The sequence below is a fragment of the Hyphomonas sp. NPDC076881 genome, from assembly GCF_050269995.1.
In the GTDB taxonomy this organism is placed as follows: Bacteria; Pseudomonadota; Alphaproteobacteria; order Caulobacterales; family Hyphomonadaceae; genus Hyphomonas.
Map to the genome: position 1 here is coordinate 88,506 of NZ_JBNNJJ010000002.1, position 15,737 is coordinate 104,242.

Sequence of the window (15,737 nt, forward strand, 5' to 3'; positions counted from 1 at the left end):
GGCTGCCCAAAAATTGAGGAATGCCATGACCAAGCTCGTCCTGATCCGGCACGGCCAGTCTGCCTGGAACCTTGAAAACCGCTTCACCGGCTGGTGGGACGCAGACCTGACGGAGAAAGGCGAAGCCGAAGCGCGCAAAGCCGGCCAGATGCTGGCCGCGCTCGACGCCGATTTCCGCGCCGGATTTACCAGCGTGCAGACCCGCGCCATCCGCACGCTGTGGCTGGCCCTTACCGAAATGAAGCGCGTATGGCTGCCGATCGAGAAGGATTGGCACCTCAACGAACGCCACTATGGCGGCCTCACCGGGCTCGACAAGGCTGAGACCGCCGCCAAGCATGGCGAAGAGCAGGTTCACGTCTGGCGCCGCAGCTATGACATTCCGCCCCCGCCGCTGGAAGTAGGCAGCACCTACGACCTCACGCCCGATCCGCGTTACAAAGGCATCGACATTCCGAACACGGAAAGCCTGAAAACGACGCTGGAGCGCGTGCTGCCCTATTGGGAACAGCGTATCGCGCCCGAGCTGATTGCTGGCAAGGACACGCTGATTGCTGCGCATGGCAACTCGCTGCGCGCGCTTGTGAAACATCTGTTCCGGGTGCCCGACGAGTCGATCACCGGCGTCGAGATCCCCACGGGTAACCCGCTGCTGATCGAACTCGACACCAATCTCAAGCCGGTTTCGGTGCGCTATCTCGACGAAAGCCGGGCCCAGCCGTTGCCACCGCTGCCATGAGCAAACGGCGCGACCGGCGGATGATGGGACGGGCCTTTCAGCTTGCCCGCCTCAATCATGGCCTGACCGGCAAGAACCCGTCCGTAGGCTGTATATTAGTGGACGCCGCCGGGCATATCGTCGGCGCCGGAGTTACCGGCACCGGCGGGCGCCCCCATGCCGAAGAGATCGCGCTGGAGGAAGCCGCCGGAAAAGCCAAAGGCGGCACAGCCTATGTGACGCTGGAACCCTGCCGGGAACGCTCCAGCGGGGCGGCGTCCTGCTCGCGCAAGCTGGTGGATGCCGGGATTGCGCGCGTGGTTGTGGCCATCGAAGACCCCCACCCCACTGCGCGGGACGGGCTGGCGATCCTCCGGGAGGGTGGCGTGCGCGTCGAAACCGGCCTTGGAAAACACGCTGCCGCGCGGCTTTATCGCTGGTTCTTTGCGGCGTCTCAGGAACACTGATCAGCCGGCAAATGGCCCGGCATGGGCGCGGACGCGCTCATAGAAGGCGGCCGAGTCGCGCTGGAACGCGGCCTTGTTGAACTGCGCCTCATAACTGGCGCGCCCGCCTTCGACCAGCTTTGCGGCGAGCGCCTTGTCGGTGATCACGCGGGTGAGCGCATTGGCGAGCGCATCGACATCATTCTTCGGAATGAGCAGCCCATTGACGCCGTCCTTCACATAGGCGGCCGGGCCGGCCGCATCGGCAGCGACGAGCGGACGTGAGGCCGCCCAGGCATCCACCGTCACCGTGCCAAAGGGCTCGTAGCGGGAGGGAAAGGCCACCACATCGCAGGCTTCCAGCAGCGCGCCGCGATCATTCCGCCAGCCGAGGAAACGGACCCGGTCATCAAGGCCAAGGCGTGTGCAATGCGCTTTGAGTTCGGCCTCGAGCGGCCCCTCCCCTGCGATCCATACATAAAGGCCGGGCACCTTGGCGGTCGCGTCCAGCAGCGTATCGAGGCCCTTCTTCTCATGCAGGCGCGCCAGAGCGAGGGCAACGGGCGCATCGGCCGGTGTGTTGAGGGCGGCGCGGTCTGCCGGGGCTGATCCGGTGAAATCCGCATACGTATGAATGATCGCCGAGCGATCCTCCGGCACCCCCTGCTCGCGGATATGGCGCAGAAGGTCTATGGTGAGGCCCACATGCCATTCGCAATTGGTGAAGCGGGCGAGCTTGTAATAGCCGCCATACCAGGCAACCGACCGGTTGCGGTAAGCCTTGGGCGCAAACTGACCGGCGCGGCCCATCCAGTATTCGATCACATCTGGCTTGAACGCTTTGATCGCGCGGCCAAGAACGCTGCGTGTCGGGAATGGCCAGGCATTGTTGAAACTGGCGGTATCAACCCCGATGCCGGCGTCCTTGAACTTGCCGATACGGAACTGATTGTCCGGGCGCGTCACGACATGCTGGGTGTATCCGGCCTCGGCGAGGGCCAGCACCGATTCCAGCATGATGTTCTCTGCGCCGCCTTCAACCGCGCCTGCCATAACATGCATCACCCGCATTTTTCATCTCCCGGAACCGTATTCCTGTTGCAACAGCGCATACCGGGGAACAGTGATTGCGGCAAACTATGCTTGGCAGCGGGAAGTGAACTGCCTAGAGAGACCCCATGTTTCCCGAGAGATTTTTCTGATGGCCGGCTACAGACTCTTTGGCGCTGACACGTCGCCCTACTCTTTCAAGGTGCGCGCGGCGTTGCGTTACAAGGGGCTAGACTTCGAATGGGTGGCCCGCTGCAGCGCCAATGACGCCGAGTTCCGCGAACTGGCCAAGGCGCCGACAGTGCCGCTGCTGGTCTCGCCCGAAGGCAAGGTGAACCAGGATTCCACGCAGATCCTGTCGATCCTGGACAAGGCCCATCCAGACCCCGCGATCCAGCCGGAAGATGCCACGCTGGCCCTTATCTCGCTGATCCTTGAGGACTATGCGGACGAATGGCTGAACAAGGCGATGTTCCAGCAGCGCTGGGGCCAGATGCCTGACCGGGATGCAGCCTCCATCCGCGTTCTGGTACAGCTGAACGGCGGCAAGCGCCCGCGCGCCTACAAGACCCCGGCCAAGCAGATTGCCGAGCGGATGCTGGCGCGTCTGCCACTGGTGGGCGCAGAAGCGGAAAATGCCCGGGCGCTGGAGGCGTCTTATCGCAACTTTGCCCTTCGCCTTAACGACCATCTGAAGGAGCATCTGTTCCTGCTCGGCGGGCGCCCATCGGCGGCGGACTTCGCGCTGGCCGCGCAGTTCCAGCAGATGCTGACCGACCCGACGCCGGCGGCCTGGCTGAACGACCGGGCGCCTTTCGTGGTGGCATGGTGCGAGAATATGGCTGATCCCAAGGCAGGCGGGCCGTTTGCCGAACTGGACGCGCTGAAACCCACGCTGCTGCCACTGTTCGAGGGCGATGTGGCCCGCGCCTATCTGCCCTGGGCGGCTGCCAATGCGGCGAGCGCCGGGCGCCAGGCCAAGCGGTTTTCGGTGACGCTGGAAGGCGGCGTGTTCGAGCAGGCGACGCAGAATTATGCCGGGCGCTCTTTCCAGAAGCTGCGCGACCGTGTGCGCGGGGCGAAAGAGGCCGAGGGCCTTGCTGCCTTTCTGGCCGAAGCTGGGGCGGGCGACCACTTCGCCGAGCCGCGCGCAAAGGAAAAGACCCCCGCAGCCTGAGCTGCGAGGGCCTTCCGTTCCGTCGCCTCACGGCAAACGCTGTAAGCTGATTTAAGCTGCGTTGTCTGTGGCGGACTTCTTGCCGATCAGTTTCGGACCCTTGGCAGAGGTGCCCGTGCCGATTTCGATCTTGCGGGCTTTCTTCTCTTCCGGGATCTCGCGGATGAGGTCGATGCGCAGCACGCCATGCTCAAGGCTGGCCCCGGTCACGAGAACGTGATCGGCAAGCTGGAAGCGGCGGATGAAGCTGCGCTGGGCGATGCCGCGATGGAGGAAATTGCGGCCATTGCCGTCTTCGGTTTCGCCTTTCTTGCCGGCGACCGTCAGCAGGCCTTCCTTGGTTTCGATTTCGAGGTCAGCCTCGGTAAACCCGGCGACGGCGATTTCGATGGCGAAGGCGTTTTCGTCGACTTTCTCGATATTATAAGGGGGATAGCCCTGCGTCCCGTCGAGGCGGGAGGCCTGATCGATCATGCCGGCGAGACGGTCAAAGCCGACCATGGTGCGATACAGGGGGGTGAGATCGATATTGCTCATTTTACAGTCCTCTCAAAAGCAACTGTGGTTGGAGTTTTTCGGAGGGGAAGCGAAACTCCAGCCCGTTCACATGGCGCTGGCACTTCTTCCGGCCCCGGCCCGCTTTGCGGCACCGTGACAAGCCCTATGTGGGTAGCGTAGGAGGGGTATCAAGACCCCTTGGGATGGAGACGTTTGATGAAAAAACTGATGCTGATGGCCGCTTCGGCGGCGATGCTGGCCGCCTGTAACCAGGCCGCCCCGCCGGCCGAAGCCCCCGCAGACGGCGCCGCCGAAACCGCAGCGCCCGACGCCGCGCCGGCGGCCAGCCTGGCCGACATCGTCAATTCCGACCTGCGCTCGCCCGAGGAAAAGGCGCGCGACCAATGGCGCCACCCGGTGGAGACGCTGGAATTCTTCGGCGTCGAAGCCGGTGACAAGGTGGTCGAGATCTGGCCGGGCGGGGGCTGGTATACCAACATCCTGGCACCCTGGCTGGCGTCTGGCGGTGGCACGCTGGTGGCCGCTGGCTTTGACACCGCCTCCGTGGAAGACGCTGAGCGGCGCGCCCGGATGGAGGAGCGCCTGGCCGAATTCCAGGCCGCCTATGCCGATCCGCGCTTTGGAACCATTGAATATTCAGCGTTTTCTGCCACCTCCGGCCCGCTGACCGAGGCGGGCACGGCCGATGCCGTGCTGACCTTCCGCAACATCCATAACTGGATGGCGGGCGGCTATACCGAGAAATTCTTCACCGATGCCTATGCGGCGCTGAAGCCCGGCGGCACCCTGGGCGTGGTGGAACACCGCCTGCCCTCGACCGCGATGCAGGACCCGACCGCTTCCAGCGGCTATGTTCACGAGGACTTCGTGAAGGGCCTCGCCACCGCCGCCGGCTTTGAATTCGTGGAAGGCAGCGAGATCAACGCCAACCCGGCCGACACCGCCGACCACCCCTTCGGCGTGTGGACCCTGCCGCCCAACAGCGCCACCTCTGGCCGCGACGGAGTGACCATTGAGGGCTTTGACCCGGAGAAATACAAGGCCATCGGCGAGAGCGACCGGATGACCCTGAAATTCCGCAAGCCGGAATAAGGGCCCTGCCCCCTTCCCCACCCAAAGCCCGCCCGGCCCCCCCGTGGCGGGCTTTGATTTTGGGGGACAAGCGCCCGGAAAAAACTCCAACGGAAACTCCAAGGAGCGAGGCAAAAACTCCAACGGGGCTTCAACGGTCTCCGGCAGATGAGAAGCTCCCCACGAGACTCGCCGCCGACAGAATCGCTCTAGTGGAATCCATGGCTCTTCGGATAGCCCGGATTCCAAAGGGAATCTTATCGGTTGCCGAAAAACACGAGTCGTTACAGCCTATTAGGGTCTGCGAATCGGCCCGCCCAACTACCACATCAGGCGGGCCTCATTCGAAGTCTGGCAACCTATTAGAGAGGTCGAGGCCAGACCAAGGCTAAGTGCAGCGGTTCTTTTGAATCGCAATTGTTTGCCTCAGTCAACTCGACCGCTCGCTCCGGCCTCTTAGAAAGGAGGTGAATGCGAATGACACAGGGAACCCGCGCACGAAGCGCTATTTCTGGCCGCTACGTCACGAAGGCACATGCAAAGCGCAGCCCGAAGACAACGGTTGAGGAACGAGTAAAACCGTCTCCGACCAAGAAGAAGTGATCTTCTGAAATAGAGAGGGCGCCAGCACTGCGCGCCCTCTCTTCCTTCCGTCCGCGCCTTGGGTATCTGTTTGATCAGTCGCCGGGGGTATCGTTGAGCTTCTTTTGTCGGTGCGAAGCATGGACAGCGCCATACTAGAAAAAGCCAAAGATAGGTATCGCATCGCATCAAAAGCGCTGGCTCGCATGAAGAAAGAATCTTCACTTGAGGGGCAAGAGGATGAGTGGTTCACCTTTCTGCGGGCATGGAAGGGCATTTACACGGCGCTTGAACAAGCTGTGAAAGGTGACGCTAAAGCAACGATGTGGTTCGGCCAGCGGAACTCTTTCCGCAGAAAAGACGAGCTGCTTCAGTATGTTTTCCAAGCGCGCAACGACGACGAGCACGGGCTTACTCGCACAACCAAACGCGAACCTGGTGGCATATCATTTGGTCGTCCAATTGACCCTTCGAAGCCAATGCGTATCGATAACTTAAGCATTTCCTCAAAGGGCGGCGTCATCAACATTAACTGGTCTGGCAAGAACGAAAACTTCGACCCCTCCCTAAAAGTCATACCGCCGCGCCTGAAGCTGATGCCGGTAAAGGATCGCGACCACAAAACCACCTACTCTCCACCAACCCAGCATTTGGGCAAACCGTTCGCAAACGCAGAGCGTGACCCCATCGTTGTTGCGGAGGCCGCTCTGTCATATATCGACGAACTGATCCGAGAAGCAGAAGGCTTCTGAAGTACCGAGTCACATCGCGACTCGTAGGTCGGATAGAGGCTGGGAAGCCGAAATCCGACGCACACGGGCGCTGTGTTTGGGGATGGCGGATTTCGCTTTGCTCTATCCGCCCTACGGGTTGCCAGCCGGCTGGATGCTCCCGCCCTGCTTGAAGCTCTCGCCCCGGCCTTGTAAGGGCGCAGGAAGCTTTGGAGGGCCCTGCCCATGCGCGTTCTGTTTGCCACCCGGATCGAGGAATTGAAGATTGGCAGCGACGCGCTGCGCGAGGGGCTGGAGCGGTGCGCCTGGCTCTTGGAAGAGGAAGACACGGCGGGCAACGCCTGGTGCGAGGCGGAGGGGTATGATGGGTATACGTCCTATGCCTCGCTGGACGACCTGCCGGAGCGGTTTCCCGAATTTGCCGAGCTCAAGAAGCATCTGGACAAGGCGGCGGCGAAATTTGCGCGCGATCATTCCTGGGACATGGAGGGGTTGGCGCTCACGCTGGACGCGATCTGGGTGAATATCCTGGGCGAAGGCGGGCATCATTCCGGGCACATACATCCTGGGAGTGTGATCTCGGGCACCTTTTATGTGGCCGTTCCCGAAGGCGCGGGGCGCATCAAGTATGAAGACCCGCGCCTGGCGATGATGATGGCGGCCCCGCAACTGCGCGAGGATGCGCCGGAAGAGGCACGCCGGTTTGTGTATGTGCAGCCGCGCGAAGGCCATTGCCTGCTCTGGGAAAGCTGGCTGCGGCATGAGGTGATGCCGAGCCGGACGGAGGAGGCGCGCATCTCCGTCAGCTTCAATTACGGCCTGAAGCGGCGGGGATGAAAATCACTGCTTGACCTTTTCCATATTTCCACGATATTGGAAATATGGAAACGAAGACCGCCCTCTCTCAATCGGCTGCATTGGCGCAGCTTTCCGCCCTGGCTCAGGAAAACCGGCTGGCGCTGTTCCGCCTGCTGATCAAGGCGGGGCCTGACGGCCTGCCCGCCGGGGAGATTGCCGCCGCGCTTGGCGTGCCGCCCAATACGCTTTCGGCGCAGCTGACGCTGCTGTCCAATGCCGGCCTGATCGAAGGTACGCGGCAGGGCCGCTCCATCATCTACAAAGCCCAGTATGAGGCCATCAGCGGACTGATCGTGTTCCTGATGGAAGATTGCTGCCAGGGGCGCAGCGAGATTTGCACGCCTGTGCTGGAGGCGGCGCAATCGCGCTGCTGCTGATAATTCCGGGAAGAAAGGACATCCCATGAAACGCCTGCATGTTCACATTGCGGTGGAAGATCTGCCACGCTCGGTGGCGTTCTATTCGACGCTGTTTGCCGCCCAGCCTACGGTGCTGAAGGACGACTATGCCAAATGGATGCTGGAGGATCCGCGGGTGAACCTGGCGATCAGCGCGCGGGGCGCAGCGCCGGGCGTGGAGCATCTGGGCATCCAGGCAGAAACGGGCGAGGAACTGGCCGAGGTGTATGCAAGGCTGAAAGCGGCCGATGCGCCGGTTCTGGAAGAGGGCGCGACGGTGTGCTGCTACGCCCAGTCCGAAAAGAGCTGGGTGAATGATCCGGCGGGCGTGCCCTGGGAAGTGTTCCACACCGTTGGCGAAAGCGCCGTGTATGGCGGCGGGCCGGAGATTGAAGGCGCGCGCCTGGCCGCGACGCCGACCGGCATGGCCATTCCGGCGACGGCCTGCTGTCCCGCCCCGGCCCCGAAGGCCGAAACCACCCCTGCCGGTTGTTGCGGGTAAGGATCAATGGGGGCGTTTGAAAAATACCTTTCGGTCTGGGTCGGTCTCTGCATCCTTGCGGGGATCGGTCTTGGCCTGCTTGTGCCGGGCGCCTTTCAGGCGTTGGCGGCGCTGGAATATGCCAATGTGAATTTCGCCGTTGCCGTGCTGATCTGGGCGATGGTCTGGCCAATGATGATCGGGGTGGATTTCTCCGCCATGCGGCGCGTGGGCGAGCGGCCGAAGGGCCTGATCATCACGCTGGTGGTCAACTGGCTGATCAAGCCGTTCAGCATGGCGCTTCTGGGTGTTGTGTTCTTCCGGCATGTATTTGCCGGGCTGATCCCGCCGGAGGATGCCGAAGGTTACATCGCCGGCCTTATCCTGCTGGGCGCGGCGCCGTGTACGGCGATGGTGTTTGTCTGGTCTCAACTGACGAGAGGCGACCCAAACTATACGCTGGTTCAGGTGAGCGTGAATGATGCGGTGATGGTGTTTGCCTTTGCGCCGATTGTTGCGCTGCTGCTCGGCGTGACGGACATATTTGTGCCCTGGGAGACGCTGATCCTGTCAGTATTGCTCTATGTCGTGATCCCGCTGATTGCTGGCGTGATCATGCGCAGCGGGCTGATGAAGCGGGGTGGCGCCGGGGAAGTGGAACGTTTCACGCAGAGGATAAAGCCGCTCTCCGTGATCGGCCTTCTGGCGACGGTGGTGCTTCTGTTCGGATTTCAGAGCGGGACAATCCTCGCCTCCCCCCTTGTCATTGGGCTGATCGCCGTGCCGATCCTCATCCAGTCCTATGGCATCTTCGCCCTCGCCTATGCGGCGGCCTGGGCCTGGAAAGTACCGCACAAAGTGGCCGCGCCCTGCGCGCTGATCGGCACGTCGAACTTTTTCGAGCTGGCTGTGGCCGTCGCGATCAGCCTGTTTGGGCTCAACTCCGGCGCCGCCCTGGCAACGGTGGTCGGCGTGCTGGTGGAAGTACCGGTGATGCTGACGCTTGTCGCCTTCGCCAACCGCACCCGCAGCGCCTTCAAGGAGGAGGAAACGGCATGATCGTCATCCATCACAACCCTGACTGCGGCACGTCGCGCAATGTACTCGCCATCATCGAGGCGAGCGGTGAGACCCCCGTGGTGATCGAATATCTGACAGAAGGCTGGAGCCGGGCTCAGCTGCTCGGTCTTTTCGCCGCGGCGAGCCTCACGCCGCGCGCCGCATTGCGCGAAACAAAGTCTCCGGCCAGGGAGCTCGGCCTGCTGGAGCCCGGTGTTAGCGACGCGACAATCCTGGCGGCGATGCTGGAGCATCCAGTCCTCGTCAACCGGCCCATCGTGTGCAGCCCGAAGGGCGTGCGCCTCTGCCGCCCGAGCGAGCAGGTTCTGGACCTGCTGGAGACGATGCCACCCGGCCCGATCTACAAGGAAGACGGCGAGATGATCCTCGACGCCGAAGGGCGCAGGATGGGCTGACCTGAATTTTCAGGGTTGGCGCAAGACCAGAAGACTTTAGCGTGAGCGGGATGCTTACTGGCCTTTCCCCGAATCGCGCAATCCGCCCGGTGCTCTCCGCCTTGGCAGTCCTTCTTATCGAGGCCACCGCGGCGGCCGAGGATCTTTCAAACCAGTATGACCTTGCCGCCCGATTTGATCCGGCCAGCGGGGCGATATCCGCTCACGGAACATTCACCGTAGTTGCCGATGGGGATGTGGCGGAAATCCGCCTGCTGCTGAATTCGGGGGTGACGATCAGCCAGTTCACCTTTGGCGGCGGAGAAGCCGCGCGCATCGAGCCGGTGGCGATGTTTGGCGGAGAGGTGCTGGAGAAAACGCAGGCGATTATCGTGACGCCGGAACGCCCGCTGCAGAAGGGCGACAGGCTGGAGATGGCCTTTGCGTATGATGGCCATATCACGACGGACGACATCTTCATTGGCCGGGGTGTGGTCTCGCCCGGCTGGACAGAGATGACGCTGGAAACCTTGTGGTATCCGGTCTGGCTGGAAGAGGCGCTGGTGCGGTCTCAACTGACGCTGGAAGTGCCCGAAGCGTATGAAGTGGCCGGACCGGGGAAAGCCGTGCAGACGGCGCCGGGCCGCTGGACGCTCGATCCGGGCGGGCCGGTGGGCGGCCGGATTACCTTTGCGATGTCGGACAGCTGGGTGATGGAGACACGCGAGCTGGGCAGCGGGCTCTCGGCGCGGCTCTACAGCGTTGTGCCCGAGCCGAAGGCAGACGACATTCTGGGCACCGTGGGTGACGCCTACAGCTATTATGCCGGGATGTTTGGCCCGCCACGCACGGACAAGTCCGCGATCACGCTGCTTTATCCCAATATCGACCCCGGCCTCGTCTATCCCAACCAGGCCTATGCCACGGCGGGGGATTTTATCGTGATGAACCTCTCCGATCTGGCGGTGCAGCTCGACACGCTCAACCATGAGGTCGCGCATCTGTGGTGGTCGGCCGGACAGCCAGGGACGGCAGACGAGTTTCTGTCAGAATCTTTTGCCGAATATCTGGCCATGCGGCGCGGAGAAGCCGCCTGGGGAAAAGACTGGCTGGCAACGCGCCGCGCCGCTCTTGATGAGGCTGCAGCCGAAGCGGAGGGGTCGATCCTGACCCTCAACGGATTTGGCGCCGCCCGGCACAGCCTGCTTTACGAGAAGGGCCCTTCCCTGCTGTGGAAACTGCAGGACTCTATCGGCGAGGACGCCATGGACGGCCTTCTTCGCGCCGCCTATGAGCAGCAAACAGAAACGCTTGAGGGCTTTCTGACGCTTATGGCCGAGCGCGAGGGAGAGCAAATCGCCGGCTGGTTTCGGGAATCGCTTTGAGCCCGTCAGGCCCGGCTCTATGCGCCGATAACCCGTTTAGTTAACGATCCGGGCCTTGACCTGAAGCCATCTGCAGTTCATCGGAGCGCCGAACTTTCCTGCCCTCCCACAGCGAAGGACGCGACGCGCTCATGGACCTTTCCAAAATATCCGCCGGCCAAAATCCGCCCGACGACATCAACGTTCTGATCGAGGTTCCCCTGGGCGGCGATGCGATCAAATACGAGATCGACAAGGCCTCCGGCGCGATGTTCGTTGACCGCTTCCTCTACACCGAGATGCGCTATCCCTGTAATTACGGCTTTGTGCCCCACACGCTGAGCCTGGATGGTGATCCGGTGGACGTGATGGTGGTGGGCAACCGTCCGCTGGTGCCCGGTTCTGTGCTGCGCGCGCGCCCGGTCGGCGTGCTGCTGATGACCGACGACAAGGGCCCGGACGAGAAGATCCTCGCTGTGCCGCACCCGAAACTGACGGGCTATTACGACAAGATCTCGACCTATCATGATCTGCCGCAGACCCTCTGCGACAAGATCCAGCACTTCTTCGAGCATTACAAAGACCTCGAGAAGGGCAAATGGACCCGCATCGACGGCTGGCAGGGCATCGAAAAGGCGCGCGAACTGATCCGCGAAGCCGTGGTCCGCGAGCAGGCAAACTCCAAGTAAGGCTTCGCCTTCAGAAACGAAAACGGCCCGGAGGGAAAATCCTTCCGGGCCGTTTTGTTTTTACCGCCTGGCGGGGTTACGGCGCGACGATCTCGAAGCGCTTCGAGCGCGGGTTGCGCCAATGCAGTTCGCCATGCCGGATAGCAAACCAGGCGCCGTGGATTTCCAGCGTGCCGGCCTCGACCTTCTCGCGGACGAAAGGGAAGGTCATCAGGTTTTCGATGGAGGTTTCAATGCCTTCCAGCTCGAGGGCAAATTGCGGGTTTACCGGCTGGCTGGCCAGCACGCGCTCCCGCGCTTCATCGAGCAGCTTCACCCAAGGGGCCACAAACTCGCCGATCAGTGGGCTGTCATTCTTGGTAAGGGAGGCGGTGACACCGCCGCAACCGCCATGGCCCATCACCACGATGATCTTCACCTTGAGAATGTTGACGGCAAATTCGAGCGCCGCCGAAACCCCGTGCAGCCCGCCATTGGGCTGATAGGGCGGCACCAGATTGGCCACGTTGCGCACCACGAACATCTGTCCGGGGGCCGCATTGAAAATGTCCGAAGGCTCTGCGCGGCTATCGGCACAGCCGATCAGCATGATGTCCGGGTCCTGACCCTGGCTCAGCTGCTGATAGAGTTCTACCTGCTCGGCATAGGCACCGGAGCGGAAGCGCCGGTAGCCGGTGATCATGTCATCAACGGTTTTCATCCCAGTTCTCCAAGCTGTCGGACGCGCGGATCGCCCAAAAATTGCTGCGGCGCAAGCAAATTTGAAACGAATCCTCGTTAACACGGAACGGTCAGTCTCGCCTGAGGGCCGAATCCGGTTTATCAAGGCAGGCCGCCATGGAGAACCAGAGATGAGCACGCCGACCGAGACCCCGAGCACGCCCTCACGCTCCCGCAAAGGCCCGACGCGCAGCGAAGTGTCGAAAGCGGCCATTCTGGAAGCCGCGCGCGACGAGATGGCGGAGAATGGCTGGCGCGGGTTCAGTGTCGATTCGGTCGCCAAGCGGGCCAGCGCCTCAAAACAGACGATCTATCGCTGGTGGCCCTCCATCGGCGCAATGTGCGTGGACGCCGCCCTTGCACTGATCCCCGACGCCCCGGATGGCGGGCGCGACCCGCAGGAGCGCATCACCGCGCTGATCATCCCGCTGGAAGCGGCCGCGCGCACCGGCCATGGCCATGCCGTTCTGCGGGTGGCGCTGCTGGCGGCGGCCGATGACAAGGATGCCGGCGAAGTCTGGCGCGCCTGGGTTGGCCGCGACATTCGCCAGCCGCTGCGAATGTTGCTGGCGGAACTGGCGGCCAAACGGGTGATCCGCCGCGATTTCGAACTGGATGATGTGCTTGAACAGCTGCTCGGGCCGATCTTCCACCGCCTGACCATCTCGCGCGCGCCGGTGAAGGAAGGCTTCTGCGCCGAACAGGCAACTGCCTTCCTGCGGACCTACGCGCAATTCTGACAGGCTGAAGGCTGAACGGTTCTGGCGCCGGAACTTACTTGGCGCGGCGCCAGATCATCAGCGGATCAAATGCGCCGGTATCGGCCGCTTTCTGAAGCGCGGCGATCTGCTGGGACACCGGATTGGCTGACGGGGCCCCGTGGCCGGGCTGGTAGAGCGCTTCATCCAGGCGGCAGATCTGTTCGAACAGGGCTTCGGCCCGGCCGACGAGTTCGAGGAAGCGGGGCGGCAGGCCCCTGCCCTCCTGCATTGCCGGATCAAGCGCGGGCTCGTCCCGGCGGATGCGATATTTCCGGGCGCTGGCATCTTCGCGGAGCATATCGCCGTCGCGCACGGCCTTCTGCATCACCAACCAGGATGCCGCCTGCATCAGGCGCGTGGTCAGCTCCATGCTCCAGGCCGAATAAGTGAGGCTGGCTTCGCGGGGCAGGCTTTTGGACTGCTCGCGGCCAGGGCCATCGAGATAGGCGGCGGTTTCCTCAACCAGGGCCATGCCGCGCGTGAACACGGTGTCGAAAAGCTTGCCGCCCGTGAACGGCTCCAGCGGCTGCGGAGGAACAAAATCGCGCTCTGCCATCACATCTCTCCACGCATTCTCGCGGCATATCTCTGCGAGTTTAACCCGCAAGCCGTTTCGGCCCGCTTAACTGTTACCACCAAACAGCGCATCTGCGGCGCGTTTCTGCGCTTTCTTTTTTTCAATCTCGGCTTCGCAGGCCAGAATTTCGGCTTTCAGCTCGCCGATGCGCGTTTCCAGTTCATCGATCGACATCTGGTCGAGCCCCTGCGCCTTGCGCACCAGGACGGGCTCTTCATCATTGAGTGCCATGGGGATGCCTCCGTCTCACTGGTTTCATCAAAGCAGAAAGCCGGGCTAGAAGCGACTCCGAGAGCCTTAAAACCTGCGCAAGGAGTTATCCCGATGACCGCACTCATGACCGCCGCCCATGGCGAACCCGGCGCGCCCCTGACGCTGATCGAGCGGCCCCGGCCCGTGCCCGGCCCTGGCGAAATCCTGATCGAGGTGGCCGCTGCCGGCCTCAACCGCGCGGACCTTGCCCAGCGGGCGGGCCGCTATCCGCCCCCGCCGGGCGCGTCGGACATTTTGGGGCTGGAGGTTTCCGGGGTCGTTGCGGCGGCCGGGCCGGGCGCATCACGCTTCAAGACGGGAGACCGGGTTTGCGCGCTGCTGGCGGGCGGGGGCTATGCCAGCCATGTGGTGGTGGATGAAGGCTCTGCGCTGCCGGTGCCGGAAAGCATCGACCTTGTGACGGCGGCCTGCTTCCCCGAAGCGATGATGACGGCCTGGGCCAATGTGTTTGACCGGGCGGGCCTCAAACCCGGCGAGACGTTCCTTTGCCACGGCGCCACCAGCGGCATCGGCGTGATGGCGATCCAGATGGCGAAGGTTTACGGCGCCTCCAGGATTTTCGGTACGGCCGGATCAGAGGACAAATGCACGCTGGCCCGGGATCTGGGCGCCGACATTGCCATCAATTACCGCACGCAGGATTTCGAGCAGGTGGTGAAAGCCGCCGCCGGGGCGGATGTGACCCTCGACATGGTGGGCGGCGATTACATCCAGAAGAATATCGGCGCGGCCAAGGCGGATGGGCGGATCATCAACATTGCCTATCAGAATGGCATGACGGCGACGGTGAATTTCGGGCTCGTGCTGATGAAGCGTCTCTCCCTCATGGCCACCACCCTGCGGGCGCGGCCGGTGCCGGAGAAATCCCGCATCCGCGCGGCTGTGGAGAAGGATTTCTGGCCGCATGTGGCCAGCGGGAAGATCCGCCCGGTGCTGGATACGGTCTACTCCCTGGCCGAGGCGGAAGTGGCCCTCGCCCACATGGACAAGGGCGGCCATTCGGGGAAAATCCTGCTGAAGGTATAGACTGCTTCCCAAGGGGGCGCATTTGCCCTATAAACCCGTTCAAGGTTCACAGTTTGCCTGAAACCTCATCCCGCCCGGCACTCGCGTGCCGGGCGGCTGCATTTCAGGCCCCAGATTTGGAAAGATACAGGAGACTTCCATGGCCGATGTCCTGATGCCCCGCGCCACCGCCGTCTGGCTCCTCGACAACACGACGCTGACCTTCGCGCAGATCGCGAAATTCTGCGGCCTGCACCATCTTGAGGTCAAAGGCATTGCTGACGGCGATGTGGCCGAGAACATGCGCGGCGTTGACCCGATCGCCGGGGGCATGCTGTCGCGCGAAGAGATCGCCAAGGGTGAGGAAAACCCGGACTATGATCTGCAGGTGGCCAAGTCGAAGATTGCCCACATTCCCCAGCCCAAGCGCAAGGGCAGCCGCTACACCCCGGTGATCCGCCGCCAGGACAAGCCCGACGCCGTGGCCTGGTTCATCCGCAACCACCCGGAAGTGACCGACGCGCAGATCATCAAGCTGATCGGCACCACCAAGACGACGATCAACAATGTGCGCGACAAGTCTCACTGGAACGCCCAGAACATCCGCCCGGTTGACCCGGTGACGCTGGGCCTCTGCAGCCAGATCGAACTGGACGAGGTGATCGCCAAGGCGTCTGACCGCCGCCGCAAGATGGACGCCGAACGCGCCGCGCGCGGAGAAGGCCCCGGCCTCACCCCGGCCAAGGATACCGCTGACGCCTATGAGGCCGAGGAAGAGGATATCCGCAAGAAGGACGTGTCGGCCGCCGACGTGTTCCGCGACTTCGACTGATCCTCTGGCAACAGACAATTTTGAGAGCCGG

At 62.6% G+C, this 15,737-nt stretch carries 20 protein-coding genes; 15 read left to right on the forward strand and 5 right to left on the reverse strand.

The features are described 5' to 3' along the window. Window positions 1-25: 25 nt before the first annotated feature. Window positions 26-739 (forward strand): 2,3-diphosphoglycerate-dependent phosphoglycerate mutase, encoded by a 714-nt coding sequence (gene gpmA, locus ACQKI2_RS02335; protein WP_427378127.1) that lies wholly within the window; start codon window positions 26-28, stop codon window positions 737-739. Continuing rightward, complete coding sequence (locus tag ACQKI2_RS02340; RefSeq protein WP_427378128.1) at window positions 736-1,185, forward strand: riboflavin biosynthesis protein RibD; 450 nt, start codon at window positions 736-738, stop codon at window positions 1,183-1,185. Before gpmA ends, ACQKI2_RS02340 begins: the two co-directional genes overlap by 4 nt. On the opposite strand, the gene ACQKI2_RS02345 is transcribed toward ACQKI2_RS02340, so the two are convergent. Continuing rightward, the gene (locus ACQKI2_RS02345; protein WP_427378129.1) at window positions 1,186-2,235 is read right to left on the reverse strand and encodes a glycosyltransferase; all 1,050 of its coding nucleotides are present in this window, start codon (window positions 2,233-2,235) and stop codon (window positions 1,186-1,188) included. A gap of 130 nt (window positions 2,236-2,365) precedes the next feature. Between ACQKI2_RS02345 and ACQKI2_RS02350 the strand changes: the two genes are divergently transcribed. After that, window positions 2,366-3,391 carry a glutathione S-transferase family protein gene (locus ACQKI2_RS02350; RefSeq protein WP_427378130.1) on the forward strand — a complete coding sequence of 342 codons (1,026 nt, stop codon included), beginning with the start codon at window positions 2,366-2,368 and terminating at the stop codon, window positions 3,389-3,391. A 51-nt stretch (window positions 3,392-3,442) separates the two neighbouring features. On the opposite strand, the gene ACQKI2_RS02355 is transcribed toward ACQKI2_RS02350, so the two are convergent. Then, window positions 3,443-3,928: an Hsp20 family protein gene (locus ACQKI2_RS02355; protein ID WP_427378131.1), complete on the reverse strand. Its 486-nt coding sequence runs from the start codon at window positions 3,926-3,928 to the stop codon at window positions 3,443-3,445. Window positions 3,929-4,105: 177 nt separating this feature from the next. On the opposite strand from ACQKI2_RS02355, the gene ACQKI2_RS02360 reads away from it, so the two are divergent. The 9 genes from ACQKI2_RS02360 (at window position 4,106) to ppa (ending at window position 11,538) form a co-directional block, all read left to right on the forward strand. Continuing rightward, window positions 4,106-5,002, forward strand: a complete 897-nt coding sequence (locus tag ACQKI2_RS02360; RefSeq protein WP_427378132.1) for a class I SAM-dependent methyltransferase — start codon at window positions 4,106-4,108, stop codon at window positions 5,000-5,002. A 701-nt stretch (window positions 5,003-5,703) separates the two neighbouring features. Then, window positions 5,704-6,315: a hypothetical protein gene (locus tag ACQKI2_RS02365; protein WP_427378133.1), complete on the forward strand. Its 612-nt coding sequence runs from the start codon at window positions 5,704-5,706 to the stop codon at window positions 6,313-6,315. A 204-nt stretch (window positions 6,316-6,519) separates the two neighbouring features. After that, the gene (locus ACQKI2_RS02370; RefSeq protein WP_427378134.1) at window positions 6,520-7,131 is read left to right on the forward strand and encodes a 2OG-Fe(II) oxygenase family protein; all 612 of its coding nucleotides are present in this window, start codon (window positions 6,520-6,522) and stop codon (window positions 7,129-7,131) included. A gap of 44 nt (window positions 7,132-7,175) precedes the next feature. Then, window positions 7,176-7,529 carry an ArsR/SmtB family transcription factor gene (locus ACQKI2_RS02375; RefSeq protein WP_427378135.1) on the forward strand — a complete coding sequence of 118 codons (354 nt, stop codon included), beginning with the start codon at window positions 7,176-7,178 and terminating at the stop codon, window positions 7,527-7,529. A gap of 25 nt (window positions 7,530-7,554) precedes the next feature. Then, window positions 7,555-8,052, forward strand: coding sequence for an ArsI/CadI family heavy metal resistance metalloenzyme (locus tag ACQKI2_RS02380; RefSeq protein ID WP_427378136.1), 498 nt, complete (start codon window positions 7,555-7,557; stop codon window positions 8,050-8,052). Between the two features lie 6 nt (window positions 8,053-8,058). After that, a complete protein-coding gene (arsB, locus tag ACQKI2_RS02385; protein ID WP_427378137.1) occupies window positions 8,059-9,090 on the forward strand; it encodes an ACR3 family arsenite efflux transporter in 1,032 nt (343 codons plus the stop codon). Then, window positions 9,087-9,506, forward strand: a complete 420-nt coding sequence (arsC, locus tag ACQKI2_RS02390; RefSeq protein WP_427378138.1) for an arsenate reductase (glutaredoxin) — start codon at window positions 9,087-9,089, stop codon at window positions 9,504-9,506. The genes arsB and arsC overlap by 4 nt, the downstream gene beginning before the upstream one ends. Before the next feature lie 101 nt (window positions 9,507-9,607). Then, window positions 9,608-10,870, forward strand: coding sequence for a hypothetical protein (locus ACQKI2_RS02395; RefSeq protein ID WP_427378139.1), 1,263 nt, complete (start codon window positions 9,608-9,610; stop codon window positions 10,868-10,870). Between the two features lie 131 nt (window positions 10,871-11,001). Then, window positions 11,002-11,538: an inorganic diphosphatase gene (gene ppa / locus ACQKI2_RS02400; protein WP_427378140.1), complete on the forward strand. Its 537-nt coding sequence runs from the start codon at window positions 11,002-11,004 to the stop codon at window positions 11,536-11,538. 76 nt (window positions 11,539-11,614) lie between these two features. Here the strand turns inward: ppa and ACQKI2_RS02405 are convergent, their stop codons facing one another. Next, window positions 11,615-12,238, reverse strand: coding sequence for a carbonic anhydrase (locus ACQKI2_RS02405; protein WP_035597304.1), 624 nt, complete (start codon window positions 12,236-12,238; stop codon window positions 11,615-11,617). Between the two features lie 151 nt (window positions 12,239-12,389). Between ACQKI2_RS02405 and ACQKI2_RS02410 the strand changes: the two genes are divergently transcribed. After that, window positions 12,390-12,998 carry a TetR/AcrR family transcriptional regulator gene (locus tag ACQKI2_RS02410; RefSeq protein WP_035597307.1) on the forward strand — a complete coding sequence of 203 codons (609 nt, stop codon included), beginning with the start codon at window positions 12,390-12,392 and terminating at the stop codon, window positions 12,996-12,998. A 34-nt stretch (window positions 12,999-13,032) separates the two neighbouring features. On the opposite strand, the gene ACQKI2_RS02415 is transcribed toward ACQKI2_RS02410, so the two are convergent. Both ACQKI2_RS02415 and ACQKI2_RS02420 read right to left on the reverse strand, forming a co-directional pair. Then, window positions 13,033-13,575, reverse strand: a complete 543-nt coding sequence (locus ACQKI2_RS02415; protein ID WP_427378141.1) for a DUF1465 family protein — start codon at window positions 13,573-13,575, stop codon at window positions 13,033-13,035. Window positions 13,576-13,641: 66 nt separating this feature from the next. Beyond that, on the reverse strand, window positions 13,642-13,827 hold the full coding sequence (locus ACQKI2_RS02420) for a DUF1192 family protein (RefSeq protein ID WP_427378142.1): 186 nt from the start codon (window positions 13,825-13,827) through the stop codon (window positions 13,642-13,644). 93 nt (window positions 13,828-13,920) lie between these two features. On the opposite strand from ACQKI2_RS02420, the gene ACQKI2_RS02425 reads away from it, so the two are divergent. Then, window positions 13,921-14,895 carry an NAD(P)H-quinone oxidoreductase gene (locus tag ACQKI2_RS02425; protein WP_427378143.1) on the forward strand — a complete coding sequence of 325 codons (975 nt, stop codon included), beginning with the start codon at window positions 13,921-13,923 and terminating at the stop codon, window positions 14,893-14,895. Window positions 14,896-15,034: 139 nt separating this feature from the next. Continuing rightward, window positions 15,035-15,706, forward strand: a complete 672-nt coding sequence (locus ACQKI2_RS02430) for a DUF1013 domain-containing protein (RefSeq protein ID WP_035597320.1) — start codon at window positions 15,035-15,037, stop codon at window positions 15,704-15,706. Window positions 15,707-15,737 lie beyond the last annotated feature (31 nt).

Excerpts from the sequence above, each read along its gene's own strand:
- ACQKI2_RS02365 (WP_427378133.1), top strand. The coding sequence starts at position 5,704 with ATGGACAGCGCCATACTAGAAAAAGCCAAAGATAGGTATCGCATCGCA.
- ACQKI2_RS02380 (WP_427378136.1), top strand. The coding sequence starts at position 7,555 with ATGAAACGCCTGCATGTTCACATTGCGGTGGAAGATCTGCCACGCTCG.
- ACQKI2_RS02415 (WP_427378141.1), bottom strand. The coding sequence starts at position 13,575 with ATGGCAGAGCGCGATTTTGTTCCTCCGCAGCCGCTGGAGCCGTTCACG.
- ACQKI2_RS02370 (WP_427378134.1), top strand. The coding sequence starts at position 6,520 with ATGCGCGTTCTGTTTGCCACCCGGATCGAGGAATTGAAGATTGGCAGC.
- ACQKI2_RS02375 (WP_427378135.1), top strand. The coding sequence starts at position 7,176 with ATGGAAACGAAGACCGCCCTCTCTCAATCGGCTGCATTGGCGCAGCTT.
- ACQKI2_RS02355 (WP_427378131.1), bottom strand. The coding sequence starts at position 3,928 with ATGAGCAATATCGATCTCACCCCCCTGTATCGCACCATGGTCGGCTTT.
- ACQKI2_RS02410 (WP_035597307.1), top strand. The coding sequence starts at position 12,390 with ATGAGCACGCCGACCGAGACCCCGAGCACGCCCTCACGCTCCCGCAAA.
- ACQKI2_RS02360 (WP_427378132.1), top strand. The coding sequence starts at position 4,106 with ATGAAAAAACTGATGCTGATGGCCGCTTCGGCGGCGATGCTGGCCGCC.
- arsB (WP_427378137.1), top strand. The coding sequence starts at position 8,059 with ATGGGGGCGTTTGAAAAATACCTTTCGGTCTGGGTCGGTCTCTGCATC.
- ACQKI2_RS02425 (WP_427378143.1), top strand. The coding sequence starts at position 13,921 with ATGACCGCACTCATGACCGCCGCCCATGGCGAACCCGGCGCGCCCCTG.
- ACQKI2_RS02345 (WP_427378129.1), bottom strand. The coding sequence starts at position 2,235 with ATGCGGGTGATGCATGTTATGGCAGGCGCGGTTGAAGGCGGCGCAGAG.
- ACQKI2_RS02350 (WP_427378130.1), top strand. The coding sequence starts at position 2,366 with ATGGCCGGCTACAGACTCTTTGGCGCTGACACGTCGCCCTACTCTTTC.
- ACQKI2_RS02420 (WP_427378142.1), bottom strand. The coding sequence starts at position 13,827 with ATGGCACTCAATGATGAAGAGCCCGTCCTGGTGCGCAAGGCGCAGGGG.
- arsC (WP_427378138.1), top strand. The coding sequence starts at position 9,087 with ATGATCGTCATCCATCACAACCCTGACTGCGGCACGTCGCGCAATGTA.
- ACQKI2_RS02430 (WP_035597320.1), top strand. The coding sequence starts at position 15,035 with ATGGCCGATGTCCTGATGCCCCGCGCCACCGCCGTCTGGCTCCTCGAC.
- gpmA (WP_427378127.1), top strand. The coding sequence starts at position 26 with ATGACCAAGCTCGTCCTGATCCGGCACGGCCAGTCTGCCTGGAACCTT.
- ppa (WP_427378140.1), top strand. The coding sequence starts at position 11,002 with ATGGACCTTTCCAAAATATCCGCCGGCCAAAATCCGCCCGACGACATC.
- ACQKI2_RS02340 (WP_427378128.1), top strand. The coding sequence starts at position 736 with ATGAGCAAACGGCGCGACCGGCGGATGATGGGACGGGCCTTTCAGCTT.
- ACQKI2_RS02405 (WP_035597304.1), bottom strand. The coding sequence starts at position 12,238 with ATGAAAACCGTTGATGACATGATCACCGGCTACCGGCGCTTCCGCTCC.